Source organism: Devosia sp., assembly GCF_040509215.1.
Classification (GTDB): Bacteria; Pseudomonadota; Alphaproteobacteria; order Rhizobiales; family Devosiaceae; genus Devosia.
Genome location: NZ_JBEVLL010000324.1, coordinates 53,346 through 71,437, shown reverse-complemented (window position 1 = coordinate 71,437; position 18,092 = coordinate 53,346). Strand labels below are relative to the sequence as shown.

The following is an 18,092-nucleotide window of genomic DNA, read 5'->3' as shown; positions in this document are numbered from 1 at the left end:
ACCATGAAGACGATGGGGAAGACAAAGACCAGAGCGACGAGGATCAGCAGCAGATATTTGAGGCTGATCTTGAGGCGTTGATTGGGCGAAGTGACAGCGGCCATTTCTTAGCGCTCCCGGGTAACGTAGCGCTGAACCAGCGAGATCGTGAGCACCATGAGGAAGAGGAGCACCGAGATGGCGGAGCCACCGGCAATGTTCTGTTGCTCATAACCGCGCTGCACGGCCTGGAAGACCAGCGTCTGAGTGGAATCGAGCGGCCCGCCATTGGTCATGACGTCGATCTGCGCAAAGAGCGCGAAGGCCTGCATGGTAATGACGACGAGGATGAGGACGGCCGTATTGCGTAGGCCCGGCCAAGTGACGAAGCGGAATTTCTGCCAGCTCGATGCGCCCTCGATGTCGGCGGCTTCATAAAGCGTGAGCGGGATGTTCTGGAGGCCCGCCAGCCAGATCACCATGTGGAAACCAACGGCCTGCCAGATCGACATAACGATGATGGCCCACATGGCCGTATCGGGATTGCCGAGCCAATCGATTGGCTGGAAATGGCCGAAGGAGAGGAACTGGAGGAGGTTGTTGAGGAGCCCACTGCGTCCGTCATAGATGAAGCGCCAGAGGAGCGACACGACGACGATCGAGACCACGACCGGCATGAAATAGACGGTGCGGAAGATGTTTATGCCGCGCAGCTTCTGGTTGATCATCAGCGCCAGCAACAGGGCGATAATCGATTGCAGGGGCGCGACGACCGCGACGAAAAACAGCGTATTGGTCAGCGCCTTCATGAAGACCAGGTCGCGGGCCAGCACGAGAACCTTGGAATTTCCCCAGTCCCAGCCAAACCATTCGCGCATGCCGTTGAGGTGCTGAAAGTCGGGATTGTTGCGGGTGAAATCGCGCACGCGCGGATAACTGAGTTCACCGCTATCGCTGACGACGAGGCTGCCGTCCTCGGCCTTTTCGGGCTCCAGCACCAAGGCGCCAACGCCCAGCAACTGTTCGAAATTCGAGGTGCCGACGAACTGGGTTGGATTGGGCGAGATCAGCCGCTGGTTGGTGAAGGAAAACCAGAAGGCCAGCAGAAACGGCACGATCAGGAAGAGCGTAATCAGCAGCAGGGCAGGGCCGCTCATCAGCCATCCGGCGAGCGTATTGGACTGCAGCGATTTGGACCGATGGGGGCGCATGTGCGACTGCCTTTGAGACGTGCCGGGAGGCCGGCCCAGAGTGATCCGGGCCGACCGTGCTCGGGAGGGAGAGGTTACTGCGCGACAGCGTAGTTGTTGTTGCGCGCGATATCGGCGTTGATGGCGTCGGTGGCCGCATCGAGCGCGTCAACGACGTCGGCACCATTGGCGATGTCCGACAGCGCCTTGCGGAATTCGAGCGCCTCAAACACATAGCCCGGGGTCACCGGACGCAGCATGGCCTGCTTTTCCGAGAGCGCGTAGAACGACTCTAGTGCGCCGCCGGGGGCGTAGTTCTTGGTCAGGGCCGCAGCCTCAGCCGTTGCGGGGATCAGGCCGATGCCATCGGAGAATGCGGCCAGATATTTCGGCTGCAGGGCGAATTCGATGAAGGCGCTGGCGCCATCGGGATGAGCCGAGGTCGAGGAGACGCCGAACTGCCAGGATGCGCCGCCGATCTTCGGACCGTTGCCGAAATCAGGCGCGGGCAGGAACACGACATCGTCGCCAAGAGCTGCGAGGGTATTCACCGCCACCCAATTGCCGTTCCACTGCAGCGCGTAGTCGCCATCGATGAAGCCGGTTTCGTGGCTCGCCATGTCCTGGCTAGTGCCCGGCACATAGTCATTGGTGAAAAGGCTCTGCCACCACTCGCCGAATTCGACCGCAGCGTCGCCATTGAGCGCGCCTTCGGCGGTTTCATAGGAAGTGCGATCAACGAGATCGCCGCCAAAGCTCCAGAGGAAGGGCGCGAAGGCATAGGGGTACCATTCGCCCTGGTCGGCCATGCCGAGGTTGAGCGGATAGTCGAACTCGCCCGAGGCCTTGAGGGTTTCAAGGATGCCGTCGAACTCTTCGCGCGTCCAAGGCTCTTCGAGCGTCGGAACGCGGATGTCGAACTTTTCGAGGGTCGACTTGCGGGCATACATGGCGACCGCAGCGTCCCAGAGGCCGACTGAATAGACTTCGCCATTATATTCGCCGATGGCGCCGGGCAGGAAGCCGTCGAGCGCGCCTTCGGAGAGCTGCAGCGGCTGCATATAGCCGGCCCAAGCCCAGTTCGGCATCACGGGGCCATCGACGTCGATGATATCGGGAAGATTGCCGGCAACGGCGGCGGCCACGACGGAGTCGTTATAGGCAGCCTGCGGGAATTCCTGCAGCGAGACTTTCCAGTCGGCCTGCGAGCCGTTGAAGTCGGTGATGATGCCGTTGATCAGGTCACGTTCCACGGTGCTGCCCGCGCCATGATACCACATGGTCAGGCTCGTCTGCGCAAAGGCGGCGCCGCTGAGGGCCGTGCTGAAGGCCAGCGTGGCGGCGAGAATGCTTAGGGATTTCACGTGTCTTTCCTCCTGGTAGATAGATGGGTGATGGCGGCGTCGCGCGGCTGGACGCTGTCGCGCCAGACGACGGGGCCGGAAACGAGCTCACGGGCGGGTTCCGCCGGGCGTTGTGTGCCGCTGATGATGCGCAGCAGCTTGTCGGCCGCCAGCGCACCCATCGCCGCGTAGGGCAGTTGGGCGCTGGTGAGGCCGGGGTGCAGGTGCTCGGCAATCATGCGGTAATTGTCATAACCGGCGACCGAGATGTCGCGCGGGATTGCGAGGCCGCGCTCGCGCAGCAGGCCATAGACCCGCATCGCCATCTTGTCGTTGGCGCAGCAGATCACCGTCGGTTCGGCGCGCAAGACGCGATCGAGAGCATCCCAAAGCAGGTCGAATTCATTGACCGCGATCGGCAGCGCGCCGACCTGCACGAGCTGCTCGTCAAATTCGATGCCATTGCTCTTGAGGGCGCGGACATAGCCATCGACGCGCAAGCCGGAGGCGATCTGTTGCTCGGGCAGGGTGAGATAGCCGATGCGGCGATGCCCGCGCTTGATCAGCCCGTCCACGAGCGCAAACTGCCCGGCCTCGTCATCAGGCAGAATGGCAGGTGTGTCCTCGGCGTCGAAGCAGTTGACCAAGACGATGGGGCGATCGCGGAGATTGGCCGGCAGGCTCACCTCGCGATGATATTCGGCGACGTAAAGCACGCCCTCGACGCGGTGCTCGCGGAACGTCTGGAGGAGGGCGGGTATGCGATCGGCCTGGCCGCCGCTGTCAGCGATCAGCAGCGTACGATTGCTTTGCGCAATGACACGCTGTGCGCCCTGCACGAGGTAGATTTCCGGCAGGCCGGTATCTTCGAATTGGTGGGTGGTGCTGATGGCGCCGGTGATCATGCCAATCAGGCCGGAACGCTGCGAGCGCATGGTGCGCGCGGCGCTCGACGGCACATAATTGAGCGAGGCCATCGCAGCCTCGACGGCTTCGCGCGTCTTTTCGTTGACGGGCGCATCCCCGTTCATCACGCGGCTGACGGTCTTGGGCGATACCCCCGCAGCTTTCGCTACGTCATAAATTGTGGCCATGCGATCCTCCTTCGGTCGAACCTTTCTTACACAACGCGCCTCCCGCGTTCGTGCAATCAGATCCGCCGCGATGTCTCCCCGGCGACAATGACACCGATGTCATGACATCGGTGTCATTTATGCATTTGATGATTTCTTAGTCAATCCCATCCTTGGCTCTGTTGATGATCCGCCCAAAAAGGCAGGTTGAATCGGCCCGCGGCGTCAGAACGGCATCGAACTATTCGTTGCCGTTCTCGAGGCGCTCAAGGCCGAGTATTGAGGTAATCGTTGGAATAATAGGCCGACACATCAGGGGCATCCGTCAGCGGCTTGCCCTCGCCATCCCTCAGGATGCCCGACTGGAAAATGAAATTGCCCACGGCGTCCATTTTGGCCGGATTGATAACTCCGACCTCGCCAGTTTCCGCTTTGAGATAGTGGCCGTCGATAAGAGCCTGGAGTGATGCACGGACAAAATCACGGTCGAGGGCAGCATCGGGATTCGCCGCGACGAGAATGTCGGCGGCCTCGTCCGGGTTGTCGACCGCGTAGGCATATCCCTCTTGCGTGGCGCCGATGAAGGCCTTCGCCCTGTCGGGATGTTCTGCGAGATAGGCTCCGCTGGTTCCTATGAAGTTGGTGTGCTGATCCGGCACGCCGAAATCTGCATAGCGAAACGCGCCTTGTTTGCGACCATCGCGCTCTGCCTTCGCGCCCTCCCAGGTGTAAACCTCGAGCGTGAAATCTACAGCACCATTGTAGAGCGCCTCGTAGGCCGAAGTGCCCAGGGTGACTGTTTCATATTCGCCTTTGCCGCCATCGTTGCGGATCATCGTGCCCAGCAGGACGTCCTCCCAGGCGCCACCGAAGCCTGCATAGGTCTTGCCATCGAGGTCTTTGGGGCTTTGGATATCCTGACGGTCGCCGTTGAACACCAGGCGCCCTGTTTCGGTCTGAACGAGCGCGTAGGTCGCAACCAGATCGGCGCCAGCGGCGCGTTGGATGAAGAGGCCAATGGACCCGATGACGCCGAAATCGGCCACGCGGTTGGCGACGAGGGTTGAAGCCGATGTGTCCGAATAGGGCAGGATTTGCACATCGAGGCCCGCGTCTTCGTAAAAGCCCTTCGCCTCGGCCACGTAGAGACCGATGTGATTGGTATTGGGCGTCCAGTCGAGCGCCACGGTCACCGGAACGGATTCCGCCATGACAGGGCCAGTTGTGGCCAAGCCGGCAATGAGTAGGGCGGCGGCACTGCGAAAGAGCGGCATGACTAAACCTCGCTGTTGAAGAGCGTTTGCAGGATTTCGGACTCGATGGCGGCTAGGGTGGCCGAGCCAGCCGGTGGTCGGGGATGAGGCAGTGGCACCTCGATCACGCGGTCGATGCGAGCCGGCCGGGCGGAAAGCACATAGACTCGGTCGGAGAGCAGCGCGGCCTCCCGCACATCATGGGTGATGAGGAGCACTGTCCAGCGATGACGGGTCCACATCTCGGCCAGCCAGCGCTGCATTCGGGTTCGGGTGAGTGCATCAAGGGCGCCGAACGGTTCGTCGAGCAGCAGCACGGGCTTGCCCTGCACCACGGTCCGCAGGAGCGCGGCGCGTTGGCGCATTCCGCCGGACAATTGCGCTGGGTAGTGGCGTTCGAAGCCATCGAGTCCGAACTCGGCAAGCAAGGGCCGGACTTTGGCGCGTGCGGCGCTTCGGGCCATTCCTGCCACCTCGAGACCAAGCGTCGTATTGTCGATGACGCGACGCCAGGGCATCAGCGCATCGCGCTGCGGCATGAACGCGAAGCGCTGACGGCTGGGTGTGAGGTGAATTCCGTCGAACAAGATCTCACCGCCATCGGGAGCCAAAGCCCCCGTCAGAAGATTGAGAATGGTGGATTTTCCGGCCCCTGACGGTCCCACGATGGAAACGAACTCGGCCGGCCGTACGACGAGGCTGATCCGATCCAGCACGCTTCGGCCATCAAAGGCCTTGCTCACACCCCGCATTTCCAGGCCGGGCGCGGTCATGGGTTCTTCTCCCCGAGCCGGGCCCATGGCATGGCGGCGCGCTGGAGCAAGACGGTGGCGCCGAAAAGCACGAGGGTCAGCGTGGCGCTGACAAAGACCGCCGCCAGCACAAGGTCTGGGCGAAAATTGTTCTTGGCGTTGAGGATGTAGATCCCAAGTCCCCTGGCCGCGCCGGCATATTCGGAGAAGATCGCCCCGACGACCGCATAGGTGATGGAGATCCGGAGCCCAGCGAAAAAATAGGGCAGGGCCGATGGTAGCCGCGCCATGGCGAAGATGCGCCACCGCGAGGCGCCCATTGAGGCGAGCAGCGCCTCCAAATCGCGGTCAGTGGCCGCGTATCCCTGCACCAGTGCCACCAGCATGGGAAAGAACGTCACCAGGGCGACCAAGACGATCTTGGGCGTGAGCCCAAAGCCGAACCACAGCACGATCAGCGGAGCGATGGCGACCAATGGCAGGGTTTGGGTGATGATGAAGACTGGAAACAGGGCGCGTCGCAGTAGCGGAAAGAAGTCCACCAGAAGCGAGAACAGGAACGCGGCAATCAGCGAGCAAGTGAACCCGAAAGTCGTGGCCTGGAGTGTCGCGAGGCTATGGCTCGCAAGCGCCTCCCGCTGCTCATAGGCCTGAAGCAGAATTCGGGAAGGCGCCGGCAATGTTGTCGGCGAGATGTCCGAGAAGTGCACATAGGCTTCCCAGCCCAGGAAAAGTGTGGCGACCGACAACACGGCCGGACCGGCATGGAGCGAAAGGCGCGCGAAAGCGCGCAATGGTGCGTATGCAATCGACATCATGGCTTCCGCGCTTAGCGTGTGCTGGGGCTGTTGGCCGAAACCGTGAGATCGATCGTGACGTGCCCTTCGGGTGGGCCAAAGCCGCAAAAGGCTTGTTCCAGCGTTGCGAACAGGGCGCCGGTATCGCCATTGAGCTTGGTGCAGAAATGTTTGGACGTCTCGAAGGTGCCCGAGCTCTTCAGGAAGTCGATGCAGCCATAGATCTCGTCCATATGGTTCCCTTGCCCCATGACGTAGAGCGAGAACTGGGCGACCGAGAACACGCCCATCGTCGGTGCATCCGCAACCGCCGCCAGCGCAGTCTTCTGTCGTTCGGCAAGGGAGGCCATTGGACCGGCTAAATGTCCGGACTGGCAGATGGCCTCATCTGGTTCGCCGGGGCAACCGCGCGAAATTGCCGCCGAAAGGGTACAATGGACACCCGTTCGCGCGGCTGCGCTGAAGAGGTCGCGCATTGCCGGGAACAAGACTTCCGGCGGTCCGACCAGGAGTGTCGAAATATCGTCCGTCTCGATCCGCAGGCGATCACGATAGGGATCGAGCGCGGAAAGAGCGTTCATGATGATGCCGACGAAATCGTCAGCCATCGGATAAAGGGAAATCTGTGCGCCAGAAAACATAGCCCGCCTCGCTCCGCTGGTATTACCCAGATCAGCTGTAGGGTCCGAAGGCTTGCTGCCTCCATCTCAGCCCCGACTCTACGGAGCACCCCTGTGGAATGGCGCGACCATAGGCGAGTTATCTGCAGTCATGCAAGCACTTGGTTTCACGCCATGGGGCAGGGTGCCGCCGTGGCCCCCGCACGAGAAGCCGACGACGTCGCTATCACGGCGTGCAAGCTAATCCTTGCCGGTGTATGAGAAATTTGCACTCGTCCAAACGATCTCATTTCACCTTTTCAGATACATGGCCAAAGACGACACGCTCGCCAACCAGATTGCAAAGACACTCGCCGGTCGGATCATCTCCGGGGCGCTCGAGCCCGGCACGCCGTTGCGTCAGGACCATGTCGCCGAGGAGTTCGGCGCCAGCCACGTGCCGGTGCGAGAGGCCTTTCGGCGCCTTGAGGCACAAGGACTGGCGGTCAGTGAGCCGCGTCGGGGCGTCCGCGTGGCCGGCTTCTCCCGCGCCGAGGTGAAGGAAGTGGCCGAGATGCGCGCTGCACTCGAAGTGCTGGCCCTGCAAAACGCTGCCCCCCACCTCACCCGTGCAATCCTGGACCACGCGGAAGAAATAAACGACGAGGGCGATAGCGCTCCCGACGTCCAGGCCTGGGAGCAGGCCAATCGGAATTTCCATCGCACTCTTCTTGCGCCCTGCGGAATGCCAAGGCTGCTCAAGGCGATCGACGATCTGCAGACGGCAAGCGCCCGGTTCCTGTTCTCCGGCTGGAGCGCAGAATGGGAGGCTCCAACCGATAGGGATCACAGCGCGATTCTGGTTGCGTTGCGAGCAGGGCAGGTCGAGCAGGCAGGATCAATTCTCAAGCGTCATGTGCTGTTGGGCGGTCGCGCCCCCCGCTGATCCCATCTTTTTGTTCGCTTCCAAGACTTCGCTCTTGCCAGCGCGATCGTGCCGTGGATTCATTTAGCGATAGATATTAGAAATTATCTATAATTTAGATGGAGCCACAAATGGTCACTGACAAATCCGCCGCTTCCACCTTGATCCATCTCCGGGACAAGCCGCTTCTGTGGCAGGCCGCCGCCGTTTTTGCGGGAACAATCTTCCTCGCCGCGGCGTCCTACGTCGAGGTGCCGCTGGTCCCTGTTCCGGTAAACCTGCAGACTTTGGCGGTGACCTTGGTCGGTGCGCTCTATGGCTGGCGCCTCGGCGCCCTGACGGTCCTTGCGTGGTTGGCCGAAGCGGCCATGGGCATGCCCGTTCTTTCTGGCGGCGCCGCTGGCGCACATCACTTCGTTGGCCCGACGGCCGGATATCTTTTCGCCTTTCCGCTGGCAGCGGCATTGACCGGATGGCTCGCCGAGCAAGGCTGGAGCGGTCAGCGTCCGGTACTGGCCTTTGTGAGCATGATCCTGGGAAACGCGGTGTGTCTCGCGCTTGGGGCAATGTGGCTAGCCGTGTCCATCGGCCCCAATGACGCCTTCACGTTTGGCGTCTTCCCCTTCCTCGTCGGTGGCCTTTTCAAATCGGCCCTTGGCGCGGCTCTTCTCTACGCCCTTTTCCGTCGGAAGACCCAAAAGTCACAATGACCGTCCGTCTGCGCCCGCATCATCTCCTTTGCCTACTGACCTATGTAGGCAAAGGATACTCCGCCGATTTCACGAAAAACTTTGACGCCATCGCAGAGCGGCTGTCGGCAGGAGAAAACATCCTGATTGTCGAAGGCCCGGACGACATCTGCGCCCCGCTCCTGGCCGGCGATTCAGCGCACTGTCTGCGCGACAGTGTGCGCGAACGAGACAGGCATGCGGCTGACGACATGGCGCACCTGTTCAACCTCACGGTAGCACCAGACGCCATAATCGAAATCGGAGCCGAAACCCTAGCCGCATGGCGGGCCGCTTTCCGGTCAACAAAAACGCGCTCCGCCTGCGCGGGCTGCGATTGGAACGACCTTTGCACAGCCATCGCAAACGCCGATTTCGCCGGCGCCTCGATCACAAGGTGAATGTGCAAATCGCGCTGTGGCAGTCGTATGGACCGTTCAGTCGCTCACCCGCATGGCGCATTTAGACCCCCGGTCCCTGGAGGATTGTCTGGCAGACGCCGTTCACCCGAGGAAGACACAGGGAGGCGACCGGCGCGTGAAATGGTGCGATGCGGTCATTGGCATCAATCCTTGTGCTGCCAGCTTTTGTAGACGAACTCGAGCGAATAGCCGTCGAGGTCAGTGACCTGCGCTGCATAGTAGCGCGGGTCGTAGTGCAGCTGCGGTCCCGGCGCGTGGATTGGCTTTGCGCCGGCAGCCAGAGCGGCCGCATAGGCGGCGTCGACCATCTCTTCCGACTCTGCCACGAAGCCAACATGCACCGCGCTGGGTGCCGGCTGACCTACCCGCAACCAGAAAAATATCCGGCCATTGGCCCCAAAGCCCTTGAGGTCCGGATGGCCGGCAGGGCCCTGATTGCCATCGTAATCGAGGCGCCGACTGATCCCCAGTATGGGTAAAACCGCCTCGTAAAATCCGATGGCGCGGTCGAGATCGCCAACGGTCAGAAAAATATGATCGAGCATTTCGTCTCCCTTTACGTGATATGGCCGCCGGCAACTTGGATATCCTGCGCATTGGTCCAGCGGTCGTGGTCGGACAGTAAGCGGGCGATGCCCCACTCACAGGATGCGGCTTTGAACTTGCAGTTGAACGGACTGATCTGAACCTCGCCATGACGCTGGATAGCGTCATCGAATGACTACACTTGGCAGTTTAGTCCACTCGGCGCCACTCGCGCGACAGGAGGAAGAGCAGGTAGGCGCCCCCCAGCGCGCCGGTCAGCAGGCCGACGGGTATCTGAAAAGGCGCCAGGAGGCGTTGCGCCAGAAGATCGGCGGCAAGCAAGAGCGTCGCACCGACGGCGGCGGATGGGAGCAGCGCGATGCCACCGGTTCCGGCCAGTTTTCGCGCCAGCTGGGGCGCTGCGAGTGCCACAAAACCGATCGGTCCGCCAACCGAGATGGCGGCGGCGGCAAGCGTTATCGAAACCACAATGAGCTGCGTCTTTGAGCGATTGACCGGCAGTCCGAGACCGGCGGCGATATCGTCGCCAAATTCGAGCAGGCCAAGCCGGCGCGACAGAGCCATTGCCGCCGGCACGAGGATCAATGACCAGAGCAGCAGTGGCAGAACCTGTGGCCAGCTCACCCCATTGAGGCTTCCGTGCATCCAGATGCGGGCGGCCTGCGCCGATTCCAGCTCGGCCCGGGTGATGAGGTAGGAATTGATCGCCGCCAGCATGGCGCCAATAGCGATGCCAACGAGGATCAGCCGTTGGCCATGAACTCCGCGCCGCATGGCCAGCAGGTAGACGATCAGGGCCGTGCCAAAGCCGCCAACCATGGCGCCGACCGACAGGCTTGCGGTGACGGCAAACCCTTCGACCAGCAACAGAACCAGGACGCCGGTCGCGGCGCCGGTGGTGAAGCCGACGACATCGGGGCTGGCCAGTGGATTGCGGGCCATGCCCTGAAAAATCGCGCCGGAAAGGCCCAGGGCCAAGCCGACGAGAAGGCAAGCCAGAATGCGAGGGAGGCGCAGTTCCAGCACAACGAGATTGGCAAGGCTGTCGTCCTGCTGACCGGTCAGCGTCTGCCAGACGCCGGACGGTGAAAGCGTGAATTCCCCGGTCAATAGCGTCGCAATAACAAGTGCAGTTATGGCGATCAGCGAGATCGCCAGAAGCCACAATGAGCGCGGTTGGTAAGGTAGGGCAACGCCGGGCAGGGGGCGCCATGTCGTACGATTGAGCTTGGGGGATGCTTCGGTCATCGCTGCGACGCCTGAGTCTTGCGGAGCACAAGGAAGAGCAAAACTGGCGCGCCGACAAACGCCGTGACGATGCCGACTTCGAGTTCGCCCGGAGGCGCGATGATCCGTCCGACAATGTCGCTGGCGAGCACCACGATCGGTCCGGCAAGGACGCTATAAGGCAAGATCCAGCGCCAGTCCGGTCCGACGATCATCCGCACGGCATGAGGCACCATGAGGCCGACAAAGCCGACTGGGCCGGCCGCGGCGGTCGAGCCGCCGCAAAGAAGCGTAATGGCCACCATGCTCAGCGCCCGCACCTGGGTAATCCGCACGCCCAGAGCTCGTCCGACATCATCGCCCAGCGCCAAAGCATTGAGCCTGCCACCCAAGGCAACGACCATCCCCGCACCCAGGAGGATGATGGGTAGAACCTGGAAGGCAACTTCCGGCACGCGGTTCTGCAGGGAGCCGACAACCCAGAAGCGATAGGAGTCAAACGTCTGCGAATTGTAGAGCGTGATGATGCCGGTCGCGGCGCCGAGGCAGGCCGAGATGGCCGCACCTGCAAGGATCAACCGCACCTGTTGCACCGAAGAGCCGGTATTGCCGCTGAGGCGGTAGACAAGTGCCGCTGTCGCCGCGCAGCCGGCCATGGAGAACCAGACATAGCCGGAAAAATTGGTGATCCCGAAAACAGAAATGGCGATGACGACGAAAAAGGCCGCGCCCGCATTGATGCCGAGGAGCCCCGGTGCGGCAAGCGGATTGCGGGTCAGTGCCTGCATCATCGCGCCGCTAAGGCCGAGGCCAACGCCGACCAGAATGCCGAGCAAAGTGCGCGGCATGCGCAATTGCCAGACAATGATGGCGTCGCGCCCACCATCCGGTGCAACCAGCGCGCGCCACACGATATCAATCGAGATGGGTCTCGCGCCAACACCGATGCTGCAAAGGACCAGAAGTGCCAGGAGCGCAACCAGCGCGAACAGCCCCGCTGACCGCCGAAGACGGGAGGATGGTCCATGCGACGAGCTGGTGGAAGGTGCGGTCATGGAGAGCGATGTTTAATTTGACTATTACAATCGCCTTATCATAACACTGTAGCGCTTGCTACATTCCGGGCGGACAATCATGCAGATTTCTCTCCGCGGCCTTGCCGCCATCCCCCTCGCCATCCTGGCGCTCGGCCTGCCTGCCTTAGCGCAGGATGTGATCCACACTGCGCCGCGCGCCCTGGTTGATCTGGGTAGCGGCGCCGCCGATGGCGTCTTCCCGCGCACGATCAAGCATGTGTTGGGCGAAACGACGCTCGCCAGCGAGCCCAAGCGGGTGGCGATCATTTCGACTGGCCAGTTCGACAGCGCCCTGGCTGCGGGCGTCGTGCCGGTCGCGACCACACGTGGCAATGGGCAGTCGGGTCTCGTCGATCCCTATCTCGTTACGGCCTACCCGGATCTGTCTGCGCAGTTTGATGAGGTTCTCGATCTCGGCCTTCGCCTCGAGATCGACCTTGAAGCCCTTGCCGAAGCTCGCCCTGACCTGATCCTCGTCAATGCCGCCGAGGACACGCCGGAAGAGCGAGCCCAGTATGAAATCCTGTCCAAGATTGCGCCGACCGTCGTGACCAATGCGACTGGCGTCAACTGGAAGGTCATCTACCTGCTCACGGCCGACGCGCTCGGCCGTCGCGAGCAGGCCCAGGCCTTCCTCGACCAGTATCATGCCGATGCGGACGCCTTTTCCGCGTCGGTTGCTGCCAATCCGCCGACGGTGTCGTTCATCCAGTCGACTGGCGACCGCACGCGCATCTTCGGCGTGCCGTCCTTCGCCGGTAGCATTGCCGAGGACATGGGCCTAGCTCGTCCGGACAGCCAGACCTTTGCCAAGACCTCTGAGGACATCAGCACCGAACTGCTGGACCAGGCCGATGGCGACTGGATCTTCTACGCAGGCCGCGGCGATGGCATCAAGGTGATCACCGAAGCTCCGCTTTGGAGCACGCTTGAAGGCGTTGCCGCCGGTCATGCGGTAGAGGTCGATTTCGACCCCTTCTTCTTCAATGCCGGCCCGACCGCCGCCCGCATCGTGCTCGACAAGATCTCGGCAACGATCAACTGATCGTCGTCGTCATGACCCATCGGGGCGGGGCTTTCGCGGTCCCGCCTCTTTCTATTTTCCCGGATCAGCATCGATGATTTCACTCGCTCCTACGAGTCTCTCCAACACCGGCAGCGACGCCGCAGACGGCGTTTTTCCACGCCAGCTCCGACATGAGGCCGGAGAACTGCTGATCGCAAACGAGCCGCGCCGTATCGCGGTGATTTCTACCGGCCAACTCGATTGCGCCACCACGCTTGGCGTGGTGCCGGTGGCAGCGACACAGGGGCATGGAACGGGTGTTTTCGAGCCCTACCTGACCCATATCCATCCCCATCTGGCGCGAGAGCTCGGCAGCCTGACCGATCTCGGCGATCGCAAGGCGCCGCATCTCGACGTCTTCCGCGCCCTCAAACCCGACCTGATCTTCATGAATCTCGCCGGCGACCGGCAGGAGAATTACGCCGCCCTCTTGCAAATTGCTCCCGTCGTCGTCACGCGCGGCAAGGGTTTCAACTGGCAGGTGGATTTCCTGCTGATGGCCCATGCTCTGGGGCGCATCGAAAAAGCTCAGGCATTTCTCGATCGCTTCCATGCCGATAGTGCGGCCGCCAATCCCCGCCAGGAAACTGTGTCCTTTATCCAGTCCAATGGCAAACGCCTGACAATCATGGGGCGCCAGTCTTTCGTCGGCACGATTGCCGATGGTCTCGGCCTCCGGCGTCCGGAGGCGCAAAGCTTTGAGGCAACTTCGCGCAACATCGAGCCCCACGAAATAGAGGCCGTTACTGCCGACTGGATTGTCTATGCGGGCCAGGGTGATGGGCTCGACATGATCAGGTCCATGCCGGGGTGGTCAGACCTGCAGGCCGTGCGGGAGGGCCGCGCCGTCGAAGTCGACTACCAACCCTTCTTCAACAATGCCGGCGCAGCTGCAGCGCGGATCGTACTCGATCAGCTAATCGGCCTCCTCAAGGAATAGACATGTCCGATTTTACCGCTCCGACCGAAGTGCCAGAGGGCAAGGGCAGCACTGCCGCGGACGGTGTCTTTCCGCGCGAGGTCACCCATTTTTTCGGCACGATGTCCGTGCCTACGCGTCCGAAGCGCGTTGTCACGTTGGCAACAGGTCAATTGGATCAGGCCATCAATCTCGGTACGGTGCCGGTTGGCACGACCATCAACGGCTTCCCCGCGCCCGTGCCGGCCTATCTCGCCGAGGCTTTTCCCGAACATGCAGAGGCCATAGCGGCGATCAAGCCTGTCGGCGCCCGCACCCAACTTGATTTCGAAGCGATTGCGGCTCTCAGACCAGACGTCATCGTCGGAACCGCGGCCGGCGCCCATGGCCGCGCCTTCAACGAGCTCAATGCCATTGCGCCAACCTTTCTCACAGAAGGCTACGGCTACAACTGGAAGCAGGATTTTCGGCTGTTCGCCGAGCTTTTGGGCGAGCGCGAAAAGGCGACCCGCATCATGGCCGGCTATCATTCCCGTGCCAGCGCCCTGCGCCAGCGTCTCGCCGCAGCCGGACGCAGTGGCGACGAAATCTCCTTCGCCCGCATCGGGCCCAAGGGGCTGGAAGTTTACGGCGAGAGGGCGTTTGTCGGCACCATCGCAAAAGATTTGGGCCTCCTGCGTCCGGCGTCCCAGCGCTTCGATGCCATCATCCGCAAGCTCACGCCGAATGAAGTCGCTGACATGGATGGCGATTGGCTATTTTTCGCCGAAATCGATTACCCGATTGCACGAGAGGCGCGGGCAGCGATCGCCGAAACCTGGCCCAAGCTCAAAGCCGTCCGCACTGGAAATGCGCGCGAGGTTGTCATCGAGCCTTGGTACACCATGGTTGCCCCGACGGCGGCCGACATCGTGCTCGATGGCATCGAGTCCGCGCTCCTCGGCTAGTCTTCCTCGGCCAGAAATCCGCCGGACTGCCGGCTCCAAAGGCTCGCATAGCGCCCGCCGGCCGCCAGCAATTGCTGGTGGCTGCCCTGTTCAATAATGCGTCCTTCCTCCATCACCACCAGCCGATCCATCGCCGCGATGGTGGAAAGCCGATGGGCGATGGCGACCACCGTCTTGCCGCGCATCAGCATTTCAAACTGTGCCTGAATGGCAGCCTCGACCTCGCTGTCGAGAGCCGAAGTCGCTTCGTCCAACAACAGGATCGGCGCGTCCTTCAGCAGAACCCGTGCAATAGCAACCCGCTGCCGCTGCCCACCCGAGAGCTTTATGCCCCGCTCTCCCACATAGGCCTCATAGCCGCCGCGCTTCTTGAAGTCGGTGAGATTGCCGATGAAGTCATGCGCCTGTGCAACGCGCGCAGCCTCGACGACCTCGGCCTCCGTCGCGTCAGGGCGCCCATAGGCCAGGTTTTCTCGCACGCTGCGATGCAGCAGGGATGTATCCTGGGTGACAACGCCAATGCTCGTCCTGAGGCTTTCCTGCATGACCTGGGCGATGTCCTGCCCATCAATGAGGATGCGTCCGGCATCGAGATCATAGAAGCGCAGCAGCAGGTTCATCAGCGTGGACTTGCCGGCGCCAGAACGCCCGACAACGCCGACGCGCTCGCCTGGTGCAATCGTCAGATCAAAGCCTTCAATGATTGGACGCCCCGGATGATAGCAGAAGCGAACCTGCTCGAAGCGGATTTCGCCCTTGCTGATCTGCAGCGGTTTGGCGTTCGGAGCATCGATCACCCCGTGCGGCCGCGCCACGCCTGTCGCCGAGTTCTGCGCCACCCCAAAATTGCGCATCATGACGTTGAACTGATTGAGCAGGCCCAGCAGCATCTGGTTAAGCCGCAGCAGCAGTCCGAGCGTAAACGCCACGGCTCCCGTCGTCATCAGCCCGTTGGCCCAGAGATCGATCGATTGCGCTGCCGCCGCAATGATGGCGAGCCCTGAAAGCAGAATAGCTGTCACCGAGGCATTGGTAACCGTACTGGCCCCGCGCCGGCTGGCCTCCAGAAACCGGTCAAAACCGCGACGGATATGCCCGTCATTGTGCGTGTCCGTCCCAAAGAGCTTGAGCGTCGTGATGTTGGAAAAGGCATCGACGACCGTGCCATGGAGCGCGGAATTGGCCTCGGCGGTCTCTGCCGTGTAGCGGCGGATGCGGGGCAGGGATCGCCACGCGATCACCCCAAAGAGCCCAAGCCACAAGGCCACGATCAGCGCCAGTCGATAGTCGAGTGTTGCCACCATCACCAGCGTCGTCGCCGTATAGACCACAATGTACCAGCCGGTCTGGATCAGGTTGATCGAAAAATCGCCAACAGACGGGCCGCTCTGCCAGACCTTTTGAGCGATCGAACCGGCAAAGTCATTGTTGAAGTAGGTCATGCTCTGGCGTGACACGTGCAGCCAGGCCTGCCAGCGCACCATGCTGTGGAAGCCGAGCGAAATGGTGATGCTTTCAAGCGCGATCAGCAGCCACGAAAACAGTGTTCGACCGCCCAGGACTACCGCGGCCATGGCGAACAATTCCCAACCGTGACCGGCAATCAGCCCTTGCCAGCCGCTCGCCGGGTTTGCTGCGGACAGGAGGTCTACCAGGCGACCGACGAAGTAGAACACCGCGGCATCGATCAGTGCGACCACGCCGCTGGCGACGAGCAGCGCACCGAATGGCACCTTGGCCTGGCGCAGATAGTGCCAGAAAAAGCCCAGTATCTCGGGCGGCGGCTCATGGTCCTGCCGCTGGCGGAACGGATCGAGCAGGCCTGCGAACCAGCCATTGACCGCCTGCATCGGATTTCGTCTGTCGCTCATCCGACGGCTCCCTGCAAATGGTCGAGACGCAGCCGGTGCCGCTCGTCGGTCAATCGTCCGAGCGCCAGTGTGATGGCAATGACGATGCTGGCCGTTGATACCGCACCGAGCAAAAGCATCAGGAAAATCTGCGATTGCGCTGCAATCAGCGGATCTTGTCCCGCCAAGACCTGCCCGCTCATGATCCCGGGTAGCGTGATGATCCCGGCCCCGGCCATCTGGTTGATGACATTGATCGTGCCGGTGTGTGCCGCGCGCTGCATCAGTTTCTGCACGGCCTGTCGCTTGCTATGACCCAACGCCAGCCGCGCCTCAATGGCGTCTCGGTCTGCGACAAGGCCGTCCATCAGCGCGGTCAGTCCCACACTGGCCGCATTCATCGATGTTCCGAGCACGATGCCGGCAATTGGAATGGCAACCTGCGGCGCTGTCCAATCCTGCGTCATTGCAACACTGGTCAGGGCAAAAAGCGAGACGAACAAAGTCGAAGCGCTGACCGCAGCGCCGCTGACGATGAAATTCCAAGCACCAGCAAGCTTGCGCTGCTGGCGTGCGGAGACCTCATAGCTGGCCGCGAGAATCATCAGTGCCACAAGCCCGGCCGTGATCCATGGATTGGTCATCGCAAAAATGCTGCGCAGGAGGAGCCCGACGATCAGCAACTGCACCACCATGCGCGCGGCTGATATCAGCATGGAGCGATGAATACCCAGCTTTAGCGCCAGCGACAGGCCGGCGCTCGCTACAACCAGAATAGCCGCCACGATCAGTTCAAGCGTGCTGAAACCCGTGCTCATTTGCGCATCTCGAGGATGGAACTGGATAGCCGTTCCAACTGCCCGCCATCGTGCGAGACCAGCACCACGCCCATGCCGTTTCGCATTTTTCCGGCGATCAACGCTTCGACCTCTGCTGTCGTCGTCGCGTCGAGTGCTGACGTTGGTTCGTCGAGGAGCAAAAAGCCCGGATCGTTTTCCAGGGACCGGAGCAGCGCCATCCTCTGGCGTTCACCGGTCGAGAGTTGAGCCGGATTTTTGTCAAACAGATCCGGCGTCAGGCTGATTTGACCGGCGTTTAGCTTTGCCGCACCGATATCGGTGTAGTGCTCCGCGACCGTATCTGCCCACCAGCCCGAAGCAGCCGCACAATAGCGCACCGTCCGGCGCCATGTCGGCGCCGGCATAGCGGAGCAGGCGACCCCATCCACCTCAGCCTCGCCCTGGTGGGGCAACAGATCCGCGAGGATTCTGAGCAGAACGCTTTTTCCGACGCCCGATGGTCCGGTGATGCCAAGGCAATGCCCGGCCTCAACCCGGAAACTCCACGGGCCGATGTGGTTCCATTGCAGTGCCTGAGCTTTAAGGAGTTTTGCCATGACA

19 protein-coding genes and 1 riboswitch are annotated in these 18,092 nt (G+C 61.7%); of the genes, 6 read left to right on the top strand and 13 right to left on the bottom strand.

The features are described 5' to 3' along the window. Positions 1 to 107 precede the first annotated feature (107 nt). The 7 genes from ABW043_RS18340 to ABW043_RS18310 form a co-directional block, all read right to left on the bottom strand. Positions 108 to 1,190: a carbohydrate ABC transporter permease gene (locus ABW043_RS18340; RefSeq protein WP_353922641.1), complete on the bottom strand. Its 1,083-nt coding sequence runs from the start codon at positions 1,188 to 1,190 to the stop codon at positions 108 to 110. Between the two features lie 74 nt (positions 1,191 to 1,264). Next, positions 1,265 to 2,533 (bottom strand): sugar ABC transporter substrate-binding protein, encoded by a 1,269-nt coding sequence (locus ABW043_RS18335; protein WP_353922640.1) that lies wholly within the window; start codon positions 2,531 to 2,533, stop codon positions 1,265 to 1,267. Further along, positions 2,530 to 3,606: a LacI family DNA-binding transcriptional regulator gene (locus ABW043_RS18330; protein WP_353922639.1), complete on the bottom strand. Its 1,077-nt coding sequence runs from the start codon at positions 3,604 to 3,606 to the stop codon at positions 2,530 to 2,532. The genes ABW043_RS18335 and ABW043_RS18330 overlap by 4 nt, the downstream gene beginning before the upstream one ends. A gap of 245 nt (positions 3,607 to 3,851) precedes the next feature. Further along, positions 3,852 to 4,859 carry an ABC transporter substrate-binding protein gene (locus tag ABW043_RS18325; RefSeq protein WP_353922638.1) on the bottom strand — a complete coding sequence of 336 codons (1,008 nt, stop codon included), beginning with the start codon at positions 4,857 to 4,859 and terminating at the stop codon, positions 3,852 to 3,854. 2 nt (positions 4,860 to 4,861) lie between these two features. Next, positions 4,862 to 5,611, bottom strand: a complete 750-nt coding sequence (locus tag ABW043_RS18320) for an ABC transporter ATP-binding protein (RefSeq protein ID WP_353922637.1) — start codon at positions 5,609 to 5,611, stop codon at positions 4,862 to 4,864. Then, on the bottom strand, positions 5,608 to 6,408 hold the full coding sequence (locus tag ABW043_RS18315; RefSeq protein WP_353922636.1) for an ABC transporter permease: 801 nt from the start codon (positions 6,406 to 6,408) through the stop codon (positions 5,608 to 5,610). Before ABW043_RS18315 ends, ABW043_RS18320 begins: the two co-directional genes overlap by 4 nt. A gap of 11 nt (positions 6,409 to 6,419) precedes the next feature. Then, positions 6,420 to 7,028 (bottom strand): YkoF family thiamine/hydroxymethylpyrimidine-binding protein, encoded by a 609-nt coding sequence (locus ABW043_RS18310; protein ID WP_353922635.1) that lies wholly within the window; start codon positions 7,026 to 7,028, stop codon positions 6,420 to 6,422. After that, positions 7,019 to 7,131: riboswitch (TPP riboswitch) on the bottom strand. (Overlaps the previous gene by 10 nt.) 183 nt (positions 7,132 to 7,314) lie before the next feature. Here ABW043_RS18310 and ABW043_RS18305 point away from each other — a divergent pair. From ABW043_RS18305 to ABW043_RS18295, 3 genes are all read left to right on the top strand, one after another. Beyond that, entirely contained in the window at positions 7,315 to 7,932 is a 618-nt protein-coding gene (locus ABW043_RS18305) for a GntR family transcriptional regulator (protein WP_353922634.1), read from the top strand. 110 nt (positions 7,933 to 8,042) lie between these two features. After that, complete coding sequence (locus ABW043_RS18300) at positions 8,043 to 8,621, top strand: biotin transporter BioY (RefSeq protein ID WP_353922633.1); 579 nt, start codon at positions 8,043 to 8,045, stop codon at positions 8,619 to 8,621. Then, positions 8,618 to 9,040 (top strand): DUF1284 domain-containing protein, encoded by a 423-nt coding sequence (locus ABW043_RS18295; protein ID WP_353922632.1) that lies wholly within the window; start codon positions 8,618 to 8,620, stop codon positions 9,038 to 9,040. The genes ABW043_RS18300 and ABW043_RS18295 overlap by 4 nt, the downstream gene beginning before the upstream one ends. A gap of 164 nt (positions 9,041 to 9,204) precedes the next feature. Here the strand turns inward: ABW043_RS18295 and ABW043_RS18290 are convergent, their stop codons facing one another. From ABW043_RS18290 to ABW043_RS18280, 3 genes are all read right to left on the bottom strand, one after another. Continuing rightward, positions 9,205 to 9,606 carry a VOC family protein gene (locus ABW043_RS18290; RefSeq protein ID WP_353922631.1) on the bottom strand — a complete coding sequence of 134 codons (402 nt, stop codon included), beginning with the start codon at positions 9,604 to 9,606 and terminating at the stop codon, positions 9,205 to 9,207. 190 nt (positions 9,607 to 9,796) lie between these two features. Continuing rightward, complete coding sequence (locus tag ABW043_RS18285) at positions 9,797 to 10,855, bottom strand: FecCD family ABC transporter permease (protein ID WP_353922630.1); 1,059 nt, start codon at positions 10,853 to 10,855, stop codon at positions 9,797 to 9,799. Continuing rightward, positions 10,852 to 11,889 carry a FecCD family ABC transporter permease gene (locus tag ABW043_RS18280; protein ID WP_353922629.1) on the bottom strand — a complete coding sequence of 346 codons (1,038 nt, stop codon included), beginning with the start codon at positions 11,887 to 11,889 and terminating at the stop codon, positions 10,852 to 10,854. The genes ABW043_RS18285 and ABW043_RS18280 overlap by 4 nt, the downstream gene beginning before the upstream one ends. A gap of 79 nt (positions 11,890 to 11,968) precedes the next feature. On the opposite strand from ABW043_RS18280, the gene ABW043_RS18275 reads away from it, so the two are divergent. From ABW043_RS18275 to ABW043_RS18265, 3 genes are all read left to right on the top strand, one after another. Continuing rightward, positions 11,969 to 12,955: an iron-siderophore ABC transporter substrate-binding protein gene (locus tag ABW043_RS18275; protein ID WP_353922628.1), complete on the top strand. Its 987-nt coding sequence runs from the start codon at positions 11,969 to 11,971 to the stop codon at positions 12,953 to 12,955. Between the two features lie 73 nt (positions 12,956 to 13,028). Next, positions 13,029 to 13,916 carry an ABC transporter substrate-binding protein gene (locus tag ABW043_RS18270; protein ID WP_353922627.1) on the top strand — a complete coding sequence of 296 codons (888 nt, stop codon included), beginning with the start codon at positions 13,029 to 13,031 and terminating at the stop codon, positions 13,914 to 13,916. Positions 13,917 to 13,918: 2 nt separating this feature from the next. Next, complete coding sequence (locus ABW043_RS18265) at positions 13,919 to 14,842, top strand: ABC transporter substrate-binding protein (protein ID WP_353922626.1); 924 nt, start codon at positions 13,919 to 13,921, stop codon at positions 14,840 to 14,842. On the opposite strand, the gene ABW043_RS18260 is transcribed toward ABW043_RS18265, so the two are convergent. From ABW043_RS18260 to ABW043_RS18250, 3 genes are read right to left on the bottom strand one after another with little or no spacing between them, the layout of a single operon-like run. Further along, entirely contained in the window at positions 14,839 to 16,713 is a 1,875-nt protein-coding gene (locus ABW043_RS18260; protein ID WP_353922625.1) for an ABC transporter ATP-binding protein, read from the bottom strand. The genes ABW043_RS18265 and ABW043_RS18260 overlap by 4 nt on opposite strands. Further along, positions 16,710 to 17,510 (bottom strand): ABC transporter permease, encoded by an 801-nt coding sequence (locus tag ABW043_RS18255; RefSeq protein WP_353922624.1) that lies wholly within the window; start codon positions 17,508 to 17,510, stop codon positions 16,710 to 16,712. Before ABW043_RS18255 ends, ABW043_RS18260 begins: the two co-directional genes overlap by 4 nt. Next, complete coding sequence (locus tag ABW043_RS18250; RefSeq protein ID WP_353922623.1) at positions 17,507 to 18,088, bottom strand: ABC transporter ATP-binding protein; 582 nt, start codon at positions 18,086 to 18,088, stop codon at positions 17,507 to 17,509. Before ABW043_RS18250 ends, ABW043_RS18255 begins: the two co-directional genes overlap by 4 nt. Positions 18,089 to 18,092 lie beyond the last annotated feature (4 nt).